The organism is Pseudomonas sp. Snoq117.2, from assembly GCF_900110545.1.
Taxonomy (GTDB): Bacteria; Pseudomonadota; Gammaproteobacteria; order Pseudomonadales; family Pseudomonadaceae; genus Chryseomonas; species Chryseomonas benzopyrenica.
The window spans coordinates 1003567-1026045 of the sequence record NZ_FOED01000001.1; the positions used below are offsets into that span (position 1 = coordinate 1003567).

19 protein-coding genes are annotated in these 22479 nt (G+C 66.8%); 10 read left to right on the forward strand and 9 right to left on the reverse strand.

The genetic code is table 11. The features are described 5' to 3' along the window. The first annotated feature begins 5 nt into the window (after window positions 1–5). Complete coding sequence (locus BMZ43_RS04965) at window positions 6–455, forward strand: DMT family transporter (RefSeq protein WP_231893078.1); 450 nt, start codon at window positions 6–8, stop codon at window positions 453–455. On the opposite strand, the gene BMZ43_RS04970 is transcribed toward BMZ43_RS04965, so the two are convergent. The 7 genes from BMZ43_RS04970 to BMZ43_RS05000 all read right to left on the reverse strand — a co-directional run bounded on the left by BMZ43_RS04970 (window position 452) and on the right by BMZ43_RS05000 (window position 12745). Next, window positions 452–2956, reverse strand: a complete 2505-nt coding sequence (locus tag BMZ43_RS04970; RefSeq protein WP_093250501.1) for a sulfite reductase flavoprotein subunit alpha — start codon at window positions 2954–2956, stop codon at window positions 452–454. The genes BMZ43_RS04965 and BMZ43_RS04970 overlap by 4 nt on opposite strands. Continuing rightward, a complete protein-coding gene (locus tag BMZ43_RS04975; protein ID WP_093250506.1) occupies window positions 2941–3624 on the reverse strand; it encodes a Fe2+-dependent dioxygenase in 684 nt (227 codons plus the stop codon). The genes BMZ43_RS04970 and BMZ43_RS04975 overlap by 16 nt, the downstream gene beginning before the upstream one ends. Before the next feature lie 64 nt (window positions 3625–3688). After that, entirely contained in the window at window positions 3689–5905 is a 2217-nt protein-coding gene (locus BMZ43_RS04980) for a TonB-dependent receptor (RefSeq protein WP_093250509.1), read from the reverse strand. A 181-nt stretch (window positions 5906–6086) separates the two neighbouring features. Continuing rightward, window positions 6087–7250: a type III PLP-dependent enzyme gene (locus BMZ43_RS04985; protein ID WP_007159636.1), complete on the reverse strand. Its 1164-nt coding sequence runs from the start codon at window positions 7248–7250 to the stop codon at window positions 6087–6089. A 474-nt stretch (window positions 7251–7724) separates the two neighbouring features. Beyond that, complete coding sequence (gene amn / locus BMZ43_RS04990; protein WP_093250511.1) at window positions 7725–9197, reverse strand: AMP nucleosidase; 1473 nt, start codon at window positions 9195–9197, stop codon at window positions 7725–7727. A gap of 72 nt (window positions 9198–9269) precedes the next feature. Further along, window positions 9270–11015 (reverse strand): ABC transporter ATP-binding protein, encoded by a 1746-nt coding sequence (locus tag BMZ43_RS04995; RefSeq protein ID WP_093250515.1) that lies wholly within the window; start codon window positions 11013–11015, stop codon window positions 9270–9272. Then, complete coding sequence (locus tag BMZ43_RS05000; RefSeq protein ID WP_093250518.1) at window positions 11012–12745, reverse strand: ABC transporter ATP-binding protein; 1734 nt, start codon at window positions 12743–12745, stop codon at window positions 11012–11014. Before BMZ43_RS05000 ends, BMZ43_RS04995 begins: the two co-directional genes overlap by 4 nt. Before the next feature lie 179 nt (window positions 12746–12924). On the opposite strand from BMZ43_RS05000, the gene BMZ43_RS05005 reads away from it, so the two are divergent. The 4 genes from BMZ43_RS05005 (at window position 12925) to BMZ43_RS05020 (ending at window position 16413) form a co-directional block, all read left to right on the forward strand. Beyond that, window positions 12925–13722 carry a bifunctional hydroxymethylpyrimidine kinase/phosphomethylpyrimidine kinase gene (locus tag BMZ43_RS05005; protein WP_093250520.1) on the forward strand — a complete coding sequence of 266 codons (798 nt, stop codon included), beginning with the start codon at window positions 12925–12927 and terminating at the stop codon, window positions 13720–13722. Further along, window positions 13719–14348, forward strand: a complete 630-nt coding sequence (thiE, locus tag BMZ43_RS05010; RefSeq protein WP_093250523.1) for a thiamine phosphate synthase — start codon at window positions 13719–13721, stop codon at window positions 14346–14348. The genes BMZ43_RS05005 and thiE overlap by 4 nt, the downstream gene beginning before the upstream one ends. A gap of 20 nt (window positions 14349–14368) precedes the next feature. Then, the gene (gene hemL, locus BMZ43_RS05015) at window positions 14369–15655 is read left to right on the forward strand and encodes a glutamate-1-semialdehyde 2,1-aminomutase (protein ID WP_064308514.1); all 1287 of its coding nucleotides are present in this window, start codon (window positions 14369–14371) and stop codon (window positions 15653–15655) included. 212 nt (window positions 15656–15867) lie between these two features. Further along, window positions 15868–16413: a tetratricopeptide repeat protein gene (locus BMZ43_RS05020; RefSeq protein WP_093250526.1), complete on the forward strand. Its 546-nt coding sequence runs from the start codon at window positions 15868–15870 to the stop codon at window positions 16411–16413. A 154-nt stretch (window positions 16414–16567) separates the two neighbouring features. Here BMZ43_RS05020 and BMZ43_RS05025 read toward each other — a convergent pair whose 3' ends face one another. Both BMZ43_RS05025 and BMZ43_RS05030 read right to left on the reverse strand, forming a co-directional pair. Then, window positions 16568–16903, reverse strand: a complete 336-nt coding sequence (locus tag BMZ43_RS05025) for a DUF1820 family protein (protein ID WP_007159644.1) — start codon at window positions 16901–16903, stop codon at window positions 16568–16570. Between the two features lie 65 nt (window positions 16904–16968). Beyond that, the gene (locus tag BMZ43_RS05030) at window positions 16969–17892 is read right to left on the reverse strand and encodes a LysR family transcriptional regulator (protein WP_064308513.1); all 924 of its coding nucleotides are present in this window, start codon (window positions 17890–17892) and stop codon (window positions 16969–16971) included. A 119-nt stretch (window positions 17893–18011) separates the two neighbouring features. On the opposite strand from BMZ43_RS05030, the gene BMZ43_RS05035 reads away from it, so the two are divergent. The 5 genes from BMZ43_RS05035 to BMZ43_RS05055 all read left to right on the forward strand — a co-directional run bounded on the left by BMZ43_RS05035 (window position 18012) and on the right by BMZ43_RS05055 (window position 22282). Further along, the gene (locus tag BMZ43_RS05035) at window positions 18012–18416 is read left to right on the forward strand and encodes a Rid family hydrolase (RefSeq protein ID WP_093250531.1); all 405 of its coding nucleotides are present in this window, start codon (window positions 18012–18014) and stop codon (window positions 18414–18416) included. A gap of 86 nt (window positions 18417–18502) precedes the next feature. Further along, window positions 18503–19876: a tRNA (N6-isopentenyl adenosine(37)-C2)-methylthiotransferase MiaB gene (gene miaB / locus BMZ43_RS05040; RefSeq protein WP_093251001.1), complete on the forward strand. Its 1374-nt coding sequence runs from the start codon at window positions 18503–18505 to the stop codon at window positions 19874–19876. A 100-nt stretch (window positions 19877–19976) separates the two neighbouring features. Continuing rightward, entirely contained in the window at window positions 19977–20993 is a 1017-nt protein-coding gene (locus BMZ43_RS05045; protein ID WP_093250534.1) for a PhoH family protein, read from the forward strand. Continuing rightward, window positions 20983–21438: an rRNA maturation RNase YbeY gene (gene ybeY, locus BMZ43_RS05050; protein WP_017642497.1), complete on the forward strand. Its 456-nt coding sequence runs from the start codon at window positions 20983–20985 to the stop codon at window positions 21436–21438. Before BMZ43_RS05045 ends, ybeY begins: the two co-directional genes overlap by 11 nt. A 7-nt stretch (window positions 21439–21445) precedes the next feature. Then, window positions 21446–22282 (forward strand): HlyC/CorC family transporter, encoded by an 837-nt coding sequence (locus BMZ43_RS05055; RefSeq protein WP_017642498.1) that lies wholly within the window; start codon window positions 21446–21448, stop codon window positions 22280–22282. Window positions 22283–22479 lie beyond the last annotated feature (197 nt).

The window sequence follows — 22479 nt, forward strand, 5'->3', positions numbered from 1 at the left end:
GAGTCCTGTCGATGCCCGTCTGGTGGCTGCTCGTCCTGCCCTTCATCGCCGGTGCCTGCCTGCCGCTGCAGGCCGGCATCAACGGTCAACTGGCCCGCCAGCTGTCCAGTGTCTTCGCCGCGGCGTCCATTTCCTTCCTGGTCGGGCTACTGGCCCTGCTGGGCCTGACGCTCTGGCAGCGCGGTGTCCCCACCCTGGGGGCCTTGCGCGAGCTGCACTGGTGGCACTGGTGCGGCGGTCTGCTGGGCATGTTCTTTATCGCCATGGCCGCCTTTGCCGGTCCGCGCATCGGCGCCACCCTGTTCATGGCGCTGGTGATCGCCGGCCAGCTGGCCATGTCCCTGAGTCTGGATCACTTCGGCTGGGCCGGCTTTCGCCAGGACCCGGTCACCCTGGGCAAGCTGGCCGGCGTGGTGCTGATCGGCGCCGGCGTCTGGTGCATCGCCCGGGCCTAGTAGAGATCGCGGCGGTAGCGATCATCCTCCAACAGCCGCTGGACCTCGGCCTCGCCGAGCAGCCCCTGCAGGGTGGCGTGCACGCCACGCCCCAGCCCTTGCAGACTGCCGCAGACCATGATCACGGCATCCGCCGCCAGCCAGTCCAGCAGCAGGTCCGCCTGCGCGCTCAGGCGCTCCTGCACGTAACCGGCGCCGTCCCGCGAGAACACCCGGTCCAGCCGGGCCAGCTCGCCTTGCGCCTGCCAGGCATCCAGCTCCGCTCCATAGAAATCGTCGTGCGCCGCCGTGCGTTCGCCAAACAGCAGCCAATTGCGCCGGTGTCCGGCGGCGATGCGGGCGACCAGCAGCGGGCGCACCCCGGCCAGGCCGGTACCGGCAGCGATCAGGATCAGTGGGCGCTCGTCCAGCGGCGGTCGGAAGCCGGGATGGGCGCGTAGCCGCGCCTGCACCTGGTCACCGGGTCGTAGCGCCGTGGTCAGCCAACCGGAGGCGATGCCCAGGCGGCCATCCGCCTTGCGCTCCTGGCGTACCAATAACCGCAAGGTGCCTTCGCCGGGCAGCGAGGCGATGGAGTACTGACGTACGGCGAGCGGTTTCAGGGCGTCGACCAGGGCCTGGGCGTCCAAGCCCGGCAGCGCGGTCTGGTCTTCCGGCAGCAGACGGGCTTCCAGAGCCGTCGCCAAGGTGAGCGTCACACCCCCGATCTCGACCCTGCTGTCAGCGGCCAGGCCCAGGGGCTGCAGCCAGGCCGCCACGCGCTCGGCGCGCTGGCGCGGCGCGATCTCCAGCAGGTCACCCGGTGCCCAGTGGCTTCCAGGCGGTGGCCGCAGCTGCAGCTCGAAGGCAGCTCCGCCGGGGCTGCCGGCGTTGAGCCGCTGCACCGCCGCCAGCTGCCAGGACTGCAGCGGACGCTCGGGCGGTGGCTCGGCACACGCAGCGCCCAGGGCCTGCAACTGCCCCTGCCAGACGGCGAGCGCCAGGGGATCGCCATTGTCCACCTCCACCGGGGCGAACAGTGATCGGGCGCCCTGCCCAGCCAGCCAGGCGTCCAGCCGGCGGGCGAAGGCGCAGTAGGCCGGATAGCGCTGGTCGCCCAGGGCCAGCACCCCATAGCTCAGACTTGGCAGCGTCGCCGCCTGGGTCAGCATGCGCCGCTCGAAGCCGCGCGCGGCATCCGGGGCTTCGCCGTCGCCGTGGGTGGCGACGACGAACAGCGCCCGGGTGGCCTGCTGCAGTCGCTCCACCGAGAGACGCCCCAGCGCGACCACCTCGGCGCTCAGCCCCGCCGACTGCAACTGGCCGGCGGCCTGCCAGGCCAGCGCCTCGCCCTGGCCACTCTGGCTGGCATAGCCGATCAGCCAGTCGGCGCTCCCTGCCGCGGCCGGAGTGAACCCGATCTGCGCCTGGCGCGCCTGGCGGCCTTTGCGCCGGCGATCCAGATAGAGCCAGAGCCCGGTCACCATGAACAGCGGCATGGCCAGGCTGGCGAGCAGCAGAGCTATCCGGCCCCCCAGGCCGAAGTACTCCCCCGAATGCAGGGCATAGACGCTGAGCAACAGCCGGGCACCCAGCGGCTGCTCGCGGTAGCGGCGATGGTCGAGCACCCGCCCCTGCTCATCGAAGACGATGCGATTGAGGGCGCGGAGGTGCTCGGCATCCTCGGGCAGGTACCAGAGGGTGGGATGGCTGACCTTGCGCGCCGGATTGGGCAGCAGCAGGCCGTAGCCCTCGATGCGTCCACCGGTCTCTGCGCGGAAGCTCTGCCAGAGCGCGTCCAGATCCACGTCCTGGCGCGCCACCACCCCCGCAGTCTGGGGCTCCGGGGCGGCGCCGAGCAGGCGCTCGCTGGCCTCGCGGTACCAGTCATAGGACCAATAGAGACCGGTCAGCGCCGCCAGCAGATAGAGCAGCAGGCACCAGGTGCCCGCCACGGCGTGCAGGTCCCAATGGAAGCTGCGCCCCCGGCGGCCCCAGTCCAGGGTCAGCCAGGTGCGCCAGCGCCGGACCTGGCGCGGCCAGCGCAGGTAGAGGCCGGACAGACAGAGCACCAGCAGGATCAGGGTGGCCGCGCCGGTCAGGGCCTTGCCCACCGGTCCCAGGGCCAGGGAGCGGTGCAGGTCAAGGATCAGGCGAAAGAACGCCTGGCCACGGGGCGACGTCAGCACCTCGCCGGTGTAGCGATCGAACAGCTGCACCTCGCCACGGCCCTGACCCTTCGCCGGTGCCAGACCGAGCAGGCCGTAGCCCTCCCCCGCCATGCTGGAAACGAAGCTCAACTCCCGGCCCGGAGGAACGAGGCGCTGCCGCACCTCCGGCAGCGTCAGCGGACGCCGGTCCGCAGTCGCGGCGCTTGGCGGCGGATTGAGCAGCTCCAGCAATTCCAGCTGAAAGCTATAGAGCGCACCCGTCACCCCTAGCACCACCAGTACCAGGCCAGCCGCCAGCCCAAGCAGGCTGTGCAGCTGGAAGAGGCCCCTGCGGATCAGGGCTGAGCCCATTGTCGCAGGAGGTTGTGATAGACGCCGGTCAGTTGCAGGCAGGCCTCATGGCCCTGCCCCAGCTCGGCGGCCACCCGCTGGATGCCCTGGTCGAGTTCGAACAGCTGACTGCGCTGACCGGCATCGCGCACCAGGCTCTGGATCCAGAAGAAGGAACACAGCCGCGCGCCTCGGGTGACCGGCAGCACCCGGTGCAGGCTGCTGGCCGGATAGAGGATCAGGTCGCCGGCCGCCAGTTTGACGCTGTGGGCGCCATAGGTGTCTTCCACCACCAGCTCGCCGCCGTCGTACGTGTCCGGCTCGCACAGGAACAGCGTGGCCGACAGGTCGGTACGCAGATAGCCGCTGCCATCCGGCAGGGCCCGTAGCGCATTGTCCACGTGCAGCCCGAAGGACTGGCCGCCCTGATAAAGATTGAACAGCGGCGGAAACACCCGCGCTGGTAGCGCCGCGGCGACGAACAGCGGATGCCGCGCCAACGCCTGCTGGATCAGTTCACCCACCGCCCGCGCCGCCGGCTCATCCGCCGGCAGCTGCAGATTGTCCTTGGCCATGGCCGACTGGAAGCCGGCGGTGTGCTTGCCATCGGCCCAGGCGGCCGCCTCCAGCCGCTGGCGGCACTCCCTTACCTGCTCGGGCGTCAGCACGCCCGGAACGCTGATCATCATTGGCGCTGTTCTCCTCAAAGCCGAAAGCCCCGCGGGTGCAGGGCTCGGCGTCTGGCGGACGACCTTAGAAGCTGTAGGTCGCGGTCAGGATGGCGGAACGGGCATCGCCGTATTCGATGGCCGACGACCTCGTGCTCACGCCCAGTTGCGAGCGGACCCGCTCCACATAGTCCTTGTCGAAGACGTTGTTGACGTTGAGTTGCAGGTCGACGTTGCGATTGACGCGATAGCCGACCATGGCGTTGTGCAGCCAGTAGTCGTCGAGCTTGGCGCCGTCGTTGCTGGAGGTGACGTTGCGCTCGCTGACGTAGCGGGCACCATAGCCCACCCGCCAACCGGCCGGCAGCTCATAGGTGGTCCAGAGATTGAGCGAGCGCGGCGGGGTGTTGGCGAGGGCCTGGCCTTCGCGATTGCGCCCGTCCAGGGTGTCGGCGGCCTTGAGCGTCTCGCTGTCGAGGAAGGTGAAGTTGGCGTAGACGTTCCACTGCGGGGTGATCCGTCCGGTGGCGCCCAGCTCGATGCCCTGCACGCGCTGCTTGCCGGCCAGGGCGGTGCTGCCGTCGGCCAGGGTTTCCCGCGCATTGCTCTTCTCGACGCGGAACAGGGCGCCGTCCAGCTCCAGGCGCCTGTCGAGGAATTCCCACTTGGTGCCCAGTTCCCAGGTCTTGTTCTTTTCCGGACCCAGATCCTGGTTGGCCGCGCTCAGGCCGGCGCCGGTGGAGGTCAGGCTTTCCGCCGAGGGGTTGAAGGAGGTGCCATAGGCCACATAGACCCGTCCGTTCGGCGCCGGCTTGAATACCAGGCCGGCGCGCCCGCTCAACTTGGCGTCATCGGAACTCAGGCGGGTCTTGCTGCCGCGCACGCCGTTGGCGACCGGGGTGGTGTCGCTGTCACCGTCGAACCAGTCATAGCGCAGCCCCAGGTTCAGATCCCAATACTGATTGAGGGCGATGGTATCGAAGGCATAGATGGCCTTGTCGGTCAGCACGTTGTTGGCGATGGCCGAGGTCTGCTTGTCGGTCGCGCCGTCGTAGCGCTCCGGCGGTGCAGCCAGGGCATAGCCGGCGGCCGGGAAGGTCAGGCCATAGCTGTAGGTGTCGCGGTCGTAGTCCTCTCGGGAGAATTCGGCGCCCAGCACGAAGGAATGGCCCAGGCCGAAGGTATCGACGGTGCCGGTCAGGTTGGTCTGGTTGATCCACATTTCCGAGGTCACGTCGCGGCCATAGCCCTGGGGACCGGCCGGACGATAGCGGCCCGCGGCCACGCCACTCAGGTTGACGTGAGAGGCGGAGATTACCGCGTCGCGTTCGATGCGGCTGTAGCGGGTCAGGTTCTGCAGACTCAGGTTGTCATTGAAGCGATGCTCCAGCTCCACGGTGAAGACATTGTTATTGATGTCTTCCTTGTCGATGTTCTTGAAGCCGAAATAGGCATCGCGATCCACCCCGCCCAGACGTTTGCCGTTGAACGCCGGCACCCCGTAGTCGGGCTGGTTGTCGTCGGTCTGGTGGAAATAGCTCAGGGTCAGGCGGGTATCGTCCGACAGGCCCAGGGCCAGCGACGGCGCGATGCCCCAGCGCTCGCGGTCGATCTGGTCGCGGCCGGGCACGTCGTTCTCGTGGGCCATCAGGTTCAGGCGAAAGGCGCTGTCGGTACCCACGCCCTGCAGCGGCTGGTTGGTGTCCAGGGTCAAGCGGCGATAGCTGTCGGTGCCGAGGCCCGCGCCAATGCGGGTGAACTGGCGCTCCTGGGGCTTCTTGCTGATCAGATTGATGGAGCCACCGGTGGTGCCGGCGCCGCCGAACACCGAGTTGGGGCCCTTGATGACCTCGACCGATTCCAGGTTGAAGGTGTCGGTACGGTTGGTCTGGGTGCTGTCGCGCAGACCATCGATCTGGATGTTCGAGTTGGCGCTGAAGCCGCGGATATTGATGCTGTCGCCGGAGCCGCCGCCGCCCTCACCGGCATTGAAGGTGATGCCGGAGACGTTGGACAGCACCGATCTCAGACTCAGCGCCTGCTGGTCCTGGATGACCTGCGCGGGAACCACGGTCACGGTCTGCGGGGTGTCCAGCAAGGGGGCGGTGTACTTGCGCGAGGCGGACTGTTCGGCCTTGAAGCCCTCCTGCTGCGCCTGACCCTCGATGGTCAGACTTTCCAGCCGGGTCACCGGCTCCTTGGCGTCCTGGGCCTGTACCCCCAGGGATAGCGAAGCGACGGCGACACTGAAGGTAGAAACCAGCAAACGGCGTTGGGACAGCGAAGAAAGTTCCTTGGACATGATGGCGAGCCGCCTCCTTTTGTGAATGCGGCGCGATTCTATTTGCAAACGATTATCAAATCCATAGCGAATGTAAACTATTCTTAACAAATCCTGACGTTGCCTGATAGGCGTCCTGGCGACAGGCATGAAAAAGCCCGCGTTCCTTGCGGGACGCGGGCTCGATCGACACCCAGAGGCCTTAGAGGTAGAAGGCCTTCAGTGGCGGGAAGCCGTTGAATTCCACCGCGCTGTAGCTGGTGGTGTAGGCACCGGTGGACAGCCAGTACAGGCGGTCACCGCTGGCCAGGTTCAGCGGCAGGCCATACTTGTAGTGCTCGTACATGATGTCGGCGCTGTCGCAGGTCGGACCGGCGATCACCACCTCTTCCATCTCGCCTTTCTTCTCGGTCCAGATCGGGAACTTGATGGACTCGTCCATGGTTTCGATCAGGCCGGAGAACTTGCCCACGTCGGTGTAGACCCAGCGCTCCACGGCGGTCCGCGACTTGCGCGCCACCAGCACCACTTCGCTGACCAGGATGCCGGCGTTGGAGATCAGCGAACGGCCCGGCTCCAGGATGATTTCCGGCAGTTCGTCGCCGAAATCTTCCTTGAGGAAGCGGATGATCTCCTCGGCATAGGTCTCCAGGCTGTTGGTGCGCTGGATGTAGTTGGCCGGGAAGCCACCGCCCATGTTGATCATCTTCAGGGTGATGCCGTCTTCTTCCTTGAGGCGCTCGAAGATCACCTTGACCTTGGCGATGGCGGCGTCCCAGACGTCGATGTCGCGCTGCTGGCTGCCGACGTGGAAGGAGATGCCATAGGGCTCCAGGCCCAGCTGGCGGGCCAGGATCAGCAGGTCCAGGGCCATGTCGGGCTGGCAGCCGAACTTGCGCGACAGCGGCCAGTCGGCGGAGTTGGAGCCTTCGGTGAGGATCCGCACATAGATGCGCGAGCCCGGGGCAGCCTTGGCGATGTTGCGCAGGTCGGCCTCGGAGTCAGTGGCGAACATGCGCACGCCCTTCTCGTAGAAGTAGCGGATGTCCTTGGATTTCTTGATGGTGTTGCCGTAGCTGATGCGCTCCGGCTCGACGCCGGTGGACAGCACCTTGTCCAGCTCGTAGATGGAGGCGATGTCGAAATTCGAGCCCTTGTCGCGCAGCAGCTCGGTGATCTCGATGGCCGGGTTGGCCTTGACCGCATAGTAGATCTTGGCGAACGGGAAGTTGCCAACGAGATCGTCATAGGCCCGGCCGATGGTGGCGGTGTCGATGACGACGAAGGGGGTTTCCTGCTGGTCGGCGAAGGCCTTCATCTTCTGGAAGGTTTCGCGAGAATAGTAATCTTCGACCTTGATGGACATGCGTCGGACTCCCGATGGGCAGAACAAATTGAAGGAGGGGGTGTTCTGAACGCCTAATCCGTTTCCCCACTTTGGTTCGCCTACTTCCCAAGGCACATCGCCGAAAGCAAAAAGGTCAACGCGTACTGGCGTTGACCTCGCTGTCTCGTCGTCGGTACTTGAGCCGGATGGATCGTTTCCAGCATGGACGTTCGGGCGCGAACTTTAGGGCCAGACGTCCCAGAGATCAATGTTAAATCCGTGATCTTTACCGAACGGTGACGCGCGCGGACTCACCCCCACTCCTGCAACCGACCGGAGCGGGCGACGAGATGTTCCGGAGGGGCGATAACAGGGGGTTGCCGAGCGGGCAGAGAAGGTGGGGAAGGTTGCGTTGGGCTTCGACGATGGAGCTGTCTCAACCCAACCTACCAGAGCCTGGGCCCGTAGGTTGGGTTGAGCGCAGCGAAGCCCAACACGCCCAACCCCAGCGCCTTACCGGAACGGTGGCTCGTCGAAGCTGCGCAGCTTGCGCGAGTGCAGGGAGTCGAGCTGGGTACGCAGCTGGTCGAGGGCGGCGATGCCGATGGCCAGGTGCTGGCTCACCGCGCGGGCATAGAAGGCGTTGGCCGAGCCGGGCAGCTTGATCTCGCTGTGCAGGGGCTTGTCGGACACGCACAGCAGGGTGCCGTAGGGCACCCGCAGGCGATAGCCCTGGGCGGCGATGGTGCCGCTCTCCATGTCCACCGCCACGGCGCGCGCCAGGTTGATCAGCGGGCGTTCCTGAGCCCAGCGTAATTCCCAGTTGCGGTCGTCGTAGGTCAGCACGGTACCGGTACGCAGGCGCCGCTTGAGCGCCTCGCCGCGTTCGCCGGTGACGCTGGCGGCGGCTTCCTGCAGGGCCACCTGCACCTCGGCCAGCGCCGGGATGGGAATGTGCGGCGGCACCACGCGGTCGAGGATGCCGTCGCGTCTCATGTAGGCGTGGGCCAGCACGTAGTCGCCGATGGTCTGCGACTGCCGCAGGCCGCCACAGTGGCCGATCATCAGCCAGCAGTGCGGACGCAGCACCGCCAGGTGGTCGGTGATGTTCTTGGCGTTGGACGGGCCGACGCCGATGTTGACCAGGGTGACGCCATGGCCGTCGCCGGCGATCAGGTGGTAGGCCGGCATCTGGAAGCGGTGCCAGGCGATGGCGGCGATGACCGCCTGGGCCTCGGTGGGGTCCATGTCGCGCTCGATGATGACGTTGCCCGGCAGCACCAGGCGCTCGAAGCGCGGATCGCTGCGCAGTTGCTCCAGGCCATGCTGGATGAACTGGTCGACGTAGCGATGGTAGTTGGTCAGCAGGATCCAGGGCTGCACGTGACGCCAGTCGCTGCCGGTGTAGTGAACGATGCGTCTCAGCGAGAAGTCGGTACGGGCGGCATCGAACAAGGCCAGCGGCAGCGGATCGATGCGCTCCCAGTCGTAGTGGCCGTCGGCGATGTCGTCGTGGGCGGCGGAGAGATCGGTGCTGGGAAAGACCCGCGCCAGTTCGGCGGCGGTCACGCCGCTGCCGGCCAGTTCGTCGCCCTGCTCCACCACATAGGGGTAGGGGATGTCCTGGCGACTGCGACCGACCTCGACCTGGACGTCGTAGTCGCGCATCAGCGGCTCGAGCTGCTCCAGCAGATAGCCGCGAAAGGCCGCCGGATGGGTCACGGTGGCTACATAGGTGCCGGGCAGCTGGATCTTGGCGTAGGCGCGGGTGGTGGCCGGCGGCACGCCGGGCGCGCGATAGCGGATGCGGATCTCGGGATAGCGGAACAGCTGGCGCTCGGCGGCGCTGGGTTCGACGCGATCCTTGAGATAGCGCTTGAGCGCCGCATCCAGGGCCTGGGTGGCCTCCTGGTGCAACGCCGCGAGCCGGTCGACCGCCTCGCTGGCGGTGGCGACGACGGTGAAATCCTCGGATACGGAGGTCATGCAGGTTTCCTTGTTGGGGCGCTGGCTATAGCTGACACCCTAACACCCCTGGGTGACAACGGCTGTGACGGCTCATAGGGGTTTGTCACCCTGGGCATGCTGCTCCCACAGCCGGCGATAGTGGCCGTCGGGCCGCTGCAGCAGCGATTCGTGACTACCCTCCTCCACCTTGCGGCCGTCGCGCAGCACCAGGATGCGATCGGCATGGCGGATGGTGGACAGCCGGTGCGCCACCACGATCAGAGTGACCTGGCCGCGCAATTCGTCCAGCGCCCCCTGCAGCCGCGCCTCGGTGGCGCTGTCGATGCTGGCGGTGGCCTCGTCGAGCAGCAGCACCTTGGGTTCGCGCAAGAGCGCCCGGGCCAGGGCCAGCAGTTGCCGCTCGCCGGTGGACAGGGTGAAGCCACGCTCGCCCAGCAGGGTATCCAGGCCTTCCGGCAGGCGCGCCACCAGGTCATCCAGGTGGGCGGCGGCCAGGGCCTCGCGCAGGCGCGCATCCGGCACCTGACTGCCCAGCAGCAGGTTGTCCCTGAGGCTGCTGGAACGGATGAAGGGCTCCTGAGGCACGCTGGCCAAGGCGGCGCCCAGCACTTCCGGAGTCAGCGTGCCCAGTTCGCGACCGTCCAGGCAGAGGTGGCCGCCGGTGACCGGTTGCAGTCCGGCGAGCAGGTCGAGCAGCGTCGACTTGCCGCTGCCAGTGGGGCCGACGATACCGAGAAAGGTGCCCGGAGCGATGTCCAGGTCGATGCCATGCAGGGTGTCGTGCCCGGCGCCGGCATGGCGAAAACGCACGGCGTCGAGGTGGAAGTGCGCGGTCGCGATGGGGCGGTCATCTTCGCCGCTCAGCGCCGGCTTCTCTTCCAGCAGGTGCAGCAGCCGGGTGCCGGCCACCGTGGCCTGTTGGAACAGGTTGAATCTCTGGGTGATGTCCATTAGCGGCTCGGTCACCCGGCCCAGGTAGGTGACGAAGGCATAGAGCACGCCGATCTCGGCGCCGCCCTGCAAATGCCCCATACCGTAGACCAGCAGCAGCACCGCCAGCACCGCCACGCTGACCAGATCCAGCGCCGAGCGCAGCAGCAGGCCGGAGACGCGGATGGTGCGCATGCGCGCGCCGTACTGGGCCTGGTTGAGCCGCTGGAAATCCTGGCGGAAGCGCTCGGTCTGGTTGAAGGCCTGCAACAGACCCATGCCGCCGATGGCCTCGCCCAGCCGGGCGCTCTGCTCGGCGCGCAGCATCCGCACCTCCATGGCCGCCGCCCCGCTGTATCGCTGGTAGGCCCAGACGATCAGCACCGCGGCCGGGATCAGCAGCACGGCGATGGCCATCAGCCGCACGTCGAGCAGCGCCATGGCCACCAGGATGCCGATCAGCAGCACGATGTTGCCGACCATGTTGCCGAGGAAGGCCACATAGAGTTCGCGCAGGGCATCGGTGTCGTTGGTGACCCGCGCCACCAGTTCGCCGGTGGCGGTACGATCGTGGAAGCTCTGCGGCAGGCTCAGCACATGGCGGAACAGCCGGCGCCGCTGCAGGAGCACCACGTCCATGGCGATCTCGGCGAATCTCAGGGATTGCAGATAGCGGCCATAGGCGGCCAGGCCTTGGGAGACCACATAGGCGGCGACCAGGCCCACCAGCGGCCAGAGGCGCAGGTCGTGGGGCACCAGGTAGTTGTCCAGGTAGTGCTTGGTCAGCCAGGGCCCCAGCACGTCGAACAGCGTGGCCACGACCAGGATCGCCAGGGTGCCGGCCAGCTTGCGCGGATTGGCCAGTACCGGCTTGAGCAGCAGCGAGAGCACGCGCGTCCTGGTCATTGGCTGGCCTCCTCCGCCTGCTGCAGATTCCAGAGTCGGGCATAGAGTCCCCCGGCGGCGAGCAGCTCGCCATGGCGACCCCGCTCCACCAGGCTGCCCTGGTCGAGCACGATGATCTCGTCGGCGTGCTGCACGGCCGAGAGCCGGTGGCTGACGATCAGGGTGGTACGCCCCTGCAGCCTGGCCAGCGTCTTGAGCAGGCGGGCTTCGGTGGCGGTATCCACCGCCGAGAGGGTGTCGTCCAGCAGCAGGATGGGCGCCGGAGAGAGCAGCGCCCGGGCCAGGGCCACCCGCTGGCGCTGGCCGCCGGAGAGGGTCAGGCCGCGCTCGCCCACCGGGGTATCCAGGCCTTGCGGCAGGGCCGCCAGGTCGGTGCCGAAGGCAGCAGCGTCGAGGGCTTCGCGGATCTCTCCGGCGGTGGCGTCGGGGCGACTGAGGGCGACGTTTTCGCCCAGGGTACGGGCGAACAGGAAGGGATCCTGGGGCACATAGGCGAACTGGGCGCGTAGGTCGCCCAGCCGGTAGTCCTCCAGCGGCACCCCACCCAGGCGAATGCAGCCCTGCTCCAGCGGAAACTGGCGCAGCAGCAGGCGCAGCAGGGTGCTCTTGCCGCTGCCGGTGGCACCGACGATGCCCAGCGTATCGCCCGCGGGCAGGTCGATGACCACGTCCTGCAAGGCCGGCTGGCGTGCCTGGGGATAGGTGAAGGCCGGGATATAGACCGACAGATCCGCCTGGTCCGGCGGCGTCTGGGTGCCTTCGTCACGGATGCGCTCGATGACGGCGAACACCTCCTCCAGCCGACGGGCACCCGCTTCGCCGCGCTGCAGCAGGTTGAAGCACCAGCCGATGGCGAACATCGGCCAGATCAGCTGCACGAGATAGAGGCTGAAGCTGGTCAGCTGGCCCAGGGTGATGTGGCCGTCGAGATAGCGCCAGCTGCCCATGACCAGGGTCAGCAGGGTGGCGAGACTCAGGGCGACGAAGATGATCGGCTCGTAGCGCGCCTCGGTGCGCTGCACCTGGTAGTCGGCCTTGGCCACGCTGCGGGCGCGGGCGTCGAAGTCATCCAGTTCGGCTTCGATCAGGGCATGCTGGCGCAGCATGCGCAGGCCGCTCAAGGCCTCCTGGGTACGGTCGTTGAGGGCGGAAAAGCCGGCCAGCGCCAAGCCGAAGCGCTGCTGCACCCGCCGCGCCACGCGGTAGAAACCCCAGGCCATGAAGGGAAAGGGCAACAATGCCAGGGCGGCCAGGGGTGCGTCGATGCCGATGAACATGGCCAGCAGCACCAGCAGCAGGGTCAGCATGCCATCGAAACTGGCCAGCACCCCTTCGCCGGCGGCGGTCTCCACGGCGTCGATGTCCTGGGTGGCGCGGGCCAGCAGATCTCCGGTACGACTGGACTGGAAGAAGCCGGGATCCAGGCGCGCTAGCTTGGCGAAGAAGGCATCGCGCAGCTCCACGCCGACCTGGTAGGAGGTGCCGAACAGGCGCACCCGCCACTGATAGCGGAGCACATAGAGGCCACAGCCGACCGCCACGATCAGGGCGACGCGCCAGAGCAGGCCGGTCTGATCCAGCTCGCCGGCACGCAGGGCGTCGATGGCCTTGCCGATCCACCAGGGCAGGGTCAGGTTGAGCAGACCGACGCCCAGCAGGCAGAGGATGGCCGTCCCGTAGGCACGCCGTTGGCGCAGGAAGAAATCACGCAACAACCGCCACAACGCCATAGAACCGCCTTACCCGAGCAAAGGTGCAGTATATCGGCTACCCAACCGGCAGCGGAGTTCCTTCGTCCCGATCCGGGTCCCATGTCAACGGGTGGCGCAGGGCGCGAGGTCGTTGTAGGGTGCCACTCCCTGCGGCGCCCGGCCGCTGCGCCCCTTTTCCCTTTGCTAGGCTGACGTCCATGACCCTCGAACCCCAACGTCCCGTCGTCCTCTGCCTGTCCGGCCACGATCCGAGTGGCGGCGCCGGGCTGCAGGCCGACATCGAAGCCCTGATTGCCCAGGGCTGCCATGCCGCCCCGGCGGTCACCGCGCTGACCGTGCAGGACACCGTCGACGTGCTGAACTTCCGGGTGCTGGATCGCGAGTGGGTGCTGGCCCAGGCCCGGGCGATCATCGCCGACCTGCCAGTGGCGGCGGTCAAGCTGGGCATGCTCGGTTCGGTGGAGATGGTCGAGACGGTGCTGGAGATCATGGAAGCGCTCCCTGGCGTGCCCCTGGTCTGCGATCCGGTGCTGCGCGCCGGTGGTGGCGGCGCCCTGGGCAAGGACGAGGTCGGCTACGCCATCCGCGAGCGCTTGCTGCCGCGCGCTACCATCGCCACCCCCAACCTGCCCGAGGCGCGCATCCTCGCCGAGTTACCCGAGGGCACCCCGGAGCAATGCGCCGAGCGCCTGCTGCCCTTTTGCGCCCACCTGCTGATCACTGGCGGCCATGGCGAAGAACACGAGGTGCACAACCGCCTCTATGACCGTACCGGTGGCTGCGAGACCCATGTCTGCCAGCGCCTGCCCGGCAGCTACCACGGCTCCGGCTGCACCCTGGCCAGTACCCTGGCCGGGCGCCTGGCCCTGGGCGAAGCCCTGCCCAGCGCGGTACGCAGCGCCCTGGACTACACCTGGCGCACCCTGAGGGACGCCGAGCGCCCCGGTCGCGGCCAGTACGTGCCGCGGCGCCTGCCACTGGACTTCTGCTCATGAGCACCCTGCGCGGCCTCTATGCCATCACCGACAGCGTGCTGCTCGCCGAGGGTCGCCTGCTGCCCTATGTCGAAGCTGCCCTGCAGGGCGGTGCCCGCCTGGTGCAGTACCGCGACAAGTCAGGGGATGCCAACCGTCGTCATGACGAAGCCGCGGCTCTTGCCGACCTCTGCCGCCAGCATGGCGCCCTGTTGATCATCAATGACGACCTCGCCCTGGCCCGCCAGCTGGGCGTCGGCCTGCACCTGGGTCAGGAAGACGGTTCCCTGGCCGCGGCCCGCGCCGAACTGGGTGCGGAAGCCATCCTCGGCGGCACCTGCCACGCCAGTCTGGAGTTGGCCGAGGCCGCGGTCCAGGCCGGCGTCAGCTACCTGGCCTTCGGTCGCTTCTTCGCCTCCAGCACCAAGCCGGATGCCCCGCCAGCGCCCCTGGAATTGCTCGACCAAGCCCGCAGTCGTTTCGCTCTGCCCGTCTGCGCCATCGGCGGTGTCACCCTGGACAATGCCCCACATCTGCTCGCCCACGGCGTCGACCTGCTCGCCGTCGTCCACACCTTGTTTTCCGCCGCCAGCGCGGGCGAGGTGGAGCGCCGCGCGCGCGCCTTCGCCCGGCTATTCACGGCCTGATCCCCTTCAAGGAGACCCCTATGTCCCGCTCCGCGCAACTCTTCGACCAGGCCCAGCGCCACATCCCCGGTGGCGTCAACTCACCGGTTCGTGCCTTCAAGAGCGTCGGCGGCACGCCGCTGTTCTTCAAGCACGCCCAGGGCGCCTATATCGTCGACGAGGATGACAAGCGCTATGTCGACTACGTCGGTTCCTGGGGACCGATGATCCTCGGCCACAGCCATCCCGACGTGCTCGACGCCGTGCGTCGTCAGCTGGAACACGGCCTCTCCTACGGCGCCCCGACCGCCCTGGAAACCACCATGGCTGATCTCATCTGCGAGATCGTGCCGTCCATGGAAATGGTGCGCATGGTCAGCTCGGGCACCGAGGCCACCATGAGCGCCATCCGCCTGGCACGCGGCTACACCGGGCGCGACACCATCATCAAATTCGAGGGCTGCTACCACGGCCACTCCGACAGCCTGCTGGTCAAGGCCGGTTCCGGCGCCCTGACCCTGGGCGTGCCCAGCTCTCCCGGCGTGCCGGCGGCCTTCGCCCAGCACACCCTGACCCTGGCCTACAACGACCTGGGCGAGGTGGAAGAAACCCTGGCCAAAGTCGGCGACCAGATCGCCTGCATCATCGTCGAGCCGGTGGCCGGCAACATGAATTGCGTACCGCCGGCGCCGGGCTTTCTGGAAGGGCTGCGCAGCCTCTGCGATCGCTATGGCGTGGTGCTGATCTTCGACGAGGTCATGACCGGCTTCCGCGTCGCCCTGGGCGGTGCCCAGGCGCACTACGGCATCCGCCCGGACCTCACCACCTTCGGCAAGATCGTCGGCGGCGGCATGCCGGTCGGCTGCTTTGGCGGCAAGCGCGAGATCATGGAAAAGATCGCCCCGCTCGGCCCGGTCTACCAGGCCGGCACCCTGTCGGGCAATCCGCTGGCCATGGCCGCCGGCCTTACCACCCTGCAGCTGATCCGCCGTCCCGGCTTCCACGCCGAGCTGACCGACTACACCACGCGAATGCTGCAAGGCTTGCAGGACCGCGCCGATGCCGCCGGTGTGCCCTTCGTCACCACCCAGGCAGGCGGCATGTTCGGTCTCTACTTTAGCGGCGCCGAAGACATCGTTACCTTCAGCGATGTCATGGCCAGCGACAGCGAGAGATTCAAGCGCTTCTTCCACCTGATGCTGGACGGTGGCGTCTACCTGGCGCCCAGTGCCTTCGAGGCCGGCTTCACCTCCATCGCCCATGGCGACGAGGAATTGCGCATCACCCTGGACGCCGCCGAGCGCGCCTTCGCCACCTTCAAGGACTAGGACCCGTCTGACAGGTGTCATTCGTCTCGCCTGTGGAACCTCTCTGCCCCGCCGGCCTCACACACTAGTTGAGTGGCCGGCGTCACGGGTAAAAAAGTTCCGCCGTTGCGCGTAAAGGTTTTGAAAGCGTGCGTCGGCTTGACCCATAATGAGATGTCGGCGCGTTTCGCCGACCGGGTTCTCCGAACCTGCCTCGCTCGTGGAGGCGCTTCATGCACCGCGCTGGTCGTACCCTGTGCGCAGCCCTGATCCTGATGCCCCTGGCCGCCCTGGCCGGAGGCAATTCGCTGCTCGTCCCCAGCACCAGCCGTTGCAACCTGAATCTGGCCAACGAAGCCCTGGCGCAGGCGATCGCCCGCTGCCAGCAGATCGCCCACGAAGGCGATTCTCAGGCGCAGTACGAACTCGGTGACTTCTACTACGAAGGCAAGCAGACGCCCAAGGATCTCAACCAGGCGCGTCAGTGGTTCGAGCAGGCCTCGCTCAAGGGAAATGCCGATGCGCAGAATCGCCTCGGCAACATGTTCTTTCGTGGCGAGGGCGTACCGCCCAACAACATCCAGGCCTACATAGTGCTGAAGATGGCCGCCATCAACGGCAACGACGAAGCCATGGACACCGCCGACCTGGTCAGCGCCCAGATGCGCCGTGACGAACTGGAGATGGCTACCCAGGTGCTGGGGCAGATCTTCCGCGACTATCTGCAGGACATGCAGACCGCAGGCAATCTCAATCCCTTCCAGCCGCCGCAGAACTGACGGCGAGCCCGGCAGAGCCTGTTCAAAATCTCGCGAGCTAGAGACAAACAAGGCGAAAATGGCTTAGGAAGCGGAGTTTACAAGTCGTGAATGAGCATTCCGAAGCCATTTTCAACGCCGTTTGGCCGACGCGCAGCAGACTTTGGCCAGGTTCTCAGGGCTTGTCGGGCATTGGCATCGGAAACGGCATGACATTGGTGCCACCCTTGGCTTCGCTGATCTTGGGCTGCCCCAGGCGCTCCACCTCGTCGATGCGGATGATCGAGTGCATGGGCACGAAGCTGCGCACCACGCCTTCGAATTGCGCCTTGAGCTTTTCCTCGCTCGGATCCACCACCACCTGGGTGCGCTCGCCGAACACCAGCTCCTCGATTTCCAGGAAGCCCCAGAGATCGCTCTGGAAGATCTGCTTGGCGTAGATCTCGAAGACCTGACCCTGGTTGACGAAGATGACCTTGTAGATGGCCGGCTTGCTGGGGGATGAGCTCATGGTGGACGCGGGTTTCGCCGAGGAAAAAGGGGGCAGCGAGCATAGCACGCCGGCCCCGGCAGCCGTCAGCGTTCGCCAGGGGTTTCCAGCCAGGCCCGCTCGGCCACCACGGCTGTCACCCAGTCGATGAACACCCGCAACTTGGCGCTGACATGACGATTGGGGGCGAAGGCCAGATACAGCGGCAGGGGTGCCACCTGCCAGTCCGCGAACAGCCTGACCAGTTCGCCACGAGCGACCGCCTCCGCTGCCAGGTAGTGCGGCAGGCAGACCACCCCTAGTCCGGCCTGCCCCGCCGCTAGGCAGGCATTGCCGTCGTCCACCTCCAGACTGTGGCGGCCCTGCAGCTCCAGGCGCTCGGCGCCGCGCTGCAGGGCATAGGGAAAGCCCTTGCCCCTACCCCAGAGAAACCGCACCACCCGGTGCGGCGTCTCGGCCAGCTCGGCGGGATGAACCGGCACACCCTGGGCGGCGAGATAGGCCGGTGCGGCATAGCAGCCCAGTTGCAGCGCCCCTAGCGGCCGGGCCACCAGGTACTGCTCGCGGATGCGCCCGCCGCGGATCACGCAATCGACGTTGTCACCGATCAGATCCACCTGGCGATCGCTGACGCCCAGCTCGAGCTGGATATCCGGATAGCGCTCGAAGAAGTCCGGCAGAGCCGGGATCAGGATCAACCGCGCCAGCGGGCTGGGCACGTCCACCCGCAGGCGGCCACGGGGCGTGCGGGTGGCGACCGAAAGCCCCGTCTCGGCATCGTCCACCGCTGCCAGCACGCCCAGGCAGCGGTCGTAATAGGCCGCGCCGTCGGCGGTGACCTGCACCTGCCGGGTGGTGCGATTGAGCAGGCGCACCTGCAGGTGCGCCTCCAGCTGCTGCACCTGCTGGGTGACGCGGGTGCGGCTGCTGCCGAGGGTCTCGGCCGCGCGGGTGAAGCTGCCGGCTTCCACCACCCGCACGAAGGTCTGCATCGCGGCGAACAGATCCATGCCGATTCCTGAACAGGGGATTGTTTGAATTGTACAAACAATGCTGACCGCCTGGCCGGGTTTATCCCCTGGCGGACGGCGCCTAAGGTGGCTCCAGCGATCCCTACCGGAGCCCCAGCATGACCCGCGACGTCGTCTTTCCCGCCCAGCGCCACGCCCTCTACGAACAGCACCGCTATTCGCCGGCCATCCGTTCCAACGGCTTTCTCTTCGTCTCGGGGCAGGTCGGCAGCCGCGCCGACGGTTCGCCCGAGCCGGAGCTGGAAGACCAGGTCCGCCTGGCCTTCGCCAACCTCGACGCCGTCCTTGCCGCGGCCGGCGCCGCCTTTGCCGACGTGGTGGACGTCACCCTGTTCATGGTCGATGCCGAAGCCAGCTTCGAACGGATCTGGCCGGTGCTGCTGGAGCACTGGGGCACGGCGCCCTACCCCACGGTGACCGCGGTCGGCGCCACCTGGCTGGCCGGCTTTCGCTTCGAGATCAAGGCCATCGCCCGGCTGCCGGAGGACGCTGCCCAGGCCTAGGCCGACCGCCTTCCGGGCGGCTCTTCCCCGTGCGGAAGGCCATCATTATAATGCGCGGTCCACTCGCCACCGACCTCCTGCCGCGCATGTCCAAGAAGCTCTATATCGAAACCCATGGCTGCCAGATGAACGAATACGATTCGTCGCGCATGGTCGACCTGCTCGGCGAACGGGAGCCGCTGGAAGTCACCCAGAATCCGGCCGAGGCCGATGTCATCCTGCTCAACACCTGCTCGATCCGCGAGAAGGCGCAGGAGAAGGTGTTTTCCCAGCTCGGTCGCTGGCGCGAACTCAAGCTGGAGAATCCCGATCTGGTGATCGGTGTCGGTGGCTGCGTGGCCAGCCAGGAAGGCGCCGCCATCCGCGACCGCGCGCCCTATGTCGATGTGGTCTTCGGGCCCCAGACCTTGCACCGCCTGCCGGAGATGATCGACGCCGCGCGCACCACCCGGGCGCCCCAGGTGGACATCTCCTTCCCCGAGATCGAGAAGTTCGACCGCCTGCCCGAGCCGCGCATCGACGGCCCCAGCGCCTTCGTCTCCATCATGGAAGGCTGCAGCAAGTACTGCACCTTCTGCGTGGTGCCCTATACCCGCGGCGAAGAGGTCAGCCGGCCGCTGGACGACGTCCTCGCCGAGATCATCCACCTCGCCGAGCACGGCGTGCGCGAGGTGACCCTGCTGGGCCAGAACGTCAATGGCTATCGCGGCGCCACCGGCGACGGCCGCATCGCCGACTTCGCCGAGCTGCTCTATGTGGTGGCGGCGGTGGACGGCATCGACCGCATCCGCTACACCACCTCGCACCCGCTGGAATTCTCCGACGCCCTGATCCAGGCCCACGCCGAGATCCCGGAGCTGGTGAAATTCGTCCACCTGCCGGTGCAGGCCGGTTCGGATCGCATCCTGGCGGCCATGAAGCGCAACCACACGGCGCTGGAATACAAGTCGCGCATCCGCCGGCTCAAGGCGGCGGTACCCGACATCTGCATCAGCTCGGACTTCATCGTCGGCTTCCCCGGCGAGACCGAGAAGGACTTCGAACAGACCATGAAGCTGATCGAGGACGTCGGTTTCGACTTCTCCTTCTCCTTCATCTACAGCGCCCGTCCCGGCACCCCGGCGGCGGACCTGGTCGACGACACCCCGGACGAGCTCAAGAAGCAGCGCCTGCAGATCCTGCAGACGCGTATCCACCAGCAGGGCTTCGAGATCAGCCGGCGCATGGCCGGCAGCGTCCAGACCATCCTGGTCAGCGATTTCTCCAAGCGCGATCCCGGCATGCTGCAGGGTCGCACCGAGAACAACCGCATCGTCAACTTCCGTTGCAGCGACGCCAGCCTGATCGGTCAGTTCGTCCAGGTGCACATCGACGAAGCCCTGCCGCACTCCCTGCGCGGCACCCTGCTGGCCCCCGTCGCCAGCGGTGCGCGCCCGCCCGTCGCCGTCGCGCTGGCCTGATGGATGGTCACACGCGCCCTTTGCCAAGGGCGCGACCCAGGTTACTCTCACGCTACGTCAAGTTTTCGTAAAGCCAATCCAAAGGGTTTCCCAGCACACCTTGAATACCCCCCAGACGCTCCAGCACTTCACCCTCGAACCCTTCGATGCCGACCGTTTCGCCAACCTGTGCGGCCAGCTCGATGAAAATCTGCGCCAGATCGAACGCCGTCTCGGCATCGAGATCCGCAATCGCGGCAACCAGTTCGAACTGGTCGGCGATCCCGAGCGCACCCGCGCAGCGCAGAATCTCCTGCAGCGCCTCTATCGCGAAACCGCCAGCGGCACCGCGGTGGCTCCGGAACTGGTGCACCTCTATCTGCAGGAATCCGGTTTGGAAGCCCTGCAGGAAGAGCACCGCAGCGGTGGCGACACCAGCGTCGCCCTGCGCACCAAGAAGGGCATGATCCGCCCGCGCGGCGCCAACCAGCAGCGCTACGTCAAGTCGATCCTCGATCACGACATCAACTTCGGCATAGGTCCGGCCGGTACCGGCAAGACCTACCTGGCCGTGGCCTGCGCCGTGGACGCCCTGGAGCGCGAGCAGATACGCCGCATCCTGCTGGTGCGTCCGGCGGTGGAAGCCGGCGAGAAGCTGGGCTTCCTGCCCGGCGACCTGGCACAGAAGATCGACCCCTATCTGCGACCGCTGTACGACGCCCTCTACGAGATGCTCGGCTTCGAGCAGGTGGCCAAGCTCATCGAGCGCCAGGTCATCGAGGTCGCGCCGCTGGCCTACATGCGTGGCCGCACCCTCAACAATAGCTTCATCATTCTCGACGAGAGTCAGAACACCACCCTCGAGCAGATGAAGATGTTCCTGACCCGCATCGGTTTCGGTTCCACCGCGGTGATCACCGGTGACGTCACCCAGGTCGACCTGCCGCGCGGCACCAAGTCGGGCCTCAAGCACGTCATCGAGGTCCTGCGCGACGTGCCCGGCATCGGCTTCACCCACTTCGAGTCCAAGGACGTGGTGCGCCATCCGCTGGTGCAGCGCATCGTCGAGGCCTACGACCGCTTCGAGGCGCTGCAGGACCAGCCGCGCGCGTCCGGAGAGGATCGCCATGGCGATTGAACTGGACGTCCAGGTCGCCAGCGAGGCGGCCGACCTCCCCGAGGAGCCGGACTTACGCCGCTGGTGTGAACTGGCCCTGCGCGCCCGCCAGGGCGACTCGGAACTCACCATCCGCCTGGTGGACGAAGACGAAGGCCGCGAGCTGAATCGCACCTGGCGCCACAAGGACTACGCCACCAACGTGCTGTCCTTTCCGGCCGACGTGCCGGACGAATTCCTCGATATCCCCCTGCTCGGCGACCTGGTGATCTGCGCCCCCGTGGTGGCCCGCGAGGCCGCCGAGCAAGGCAAGCCCGCCAAGGCGCACTGGGCGCACCTGGTCATCCACGGCTGCCTGCACCTGCTCGGCTACGATCATCTGGAAGATGACGAAGCCGAGGAGATGGAAGACCTGGAACGCCAATTGCTCGCTGAACTGGGCTACCCCGATCCCTACGGTGAATGACACACACATGAACGAAGATCGATCAGGCACTGGGCATCGTTCCTGGCTGGAACGCATCGTCCAGGCCTTTGCCCATGAACCCAAGAGCCGCCAGGAACTGCTGGAACTGCTGCGCGAAGCGCACGAGAACAAGGTGCTCGACAGCGAGGTGCTGTCCATCGTCGAAGGCGCCATCTCGGTGGCCGACCTGCAGGTGCGCGACATCATGGTGCCGCGCTCGCAGATCATCAGCATTCGCGCCCAGCAGACCCCCGCCGAATTCCTGCCGGCGGTGATCGAGGCGGCCCACTCGCGCTATCCGGTGATCGGCGATGGCCCCGACGACGTGCTCGGCCTGCTGCTGGCCAAGGACCTACTGCCGCTGCTGCTGGACCCTGCACGGGTCTTCGACTTCAAGACGGCGCTGCGCCCGGCCACCTTCGTGCCCGAGTCCAAGCGGCTCAACGTACTCCTGCGCGAATTCCGTTCCACCCACAGCCACATGGCCATCGTGGTGGACGAATACGGCGGCGTCGCCGGCCTGGTGACCATCGAGGACGTGCTGGAGCAGATCGTCGGCGAGATCGAGGACGAGCACGACGTGGAGGAAGAGAGCTTCATCAAGTCGCTGCCCAATGGCGACTTCGTGGTCAAGGCGCTCACCCCCATCGAGACGCTCAACGAGATTCTGGAAACTCGCTTCGCCGACACCGAGGCCGACACGGCCGGCGGCCTGGTGATGAATCGCCTGGGCCACCTGCCCAAGCGCAACGAGGAAACGGTGATCGACGATTTCCGCTTCCGCGTCCTCAACGCCGACGGCCGCCGCATCCACCTGCTGCGCGTGACCCCGGTCAACCGCTAGCACGGCCCAGGCAATGCCCATCGCACGCCCTCCTACGGACCGCCGTAGGTTGGGTTGAGCGCAGCGAAGCCCAACAGGCCTTGCCTCGACTGCACGACTGTTGGGCTTCGACGATAGAATCGTCCTAGCCCAACCGACGGATCGCCATGGCCGCGATAGCCTTTACCATCCCCTCCCCAACTGCGACCTGGCTCGCT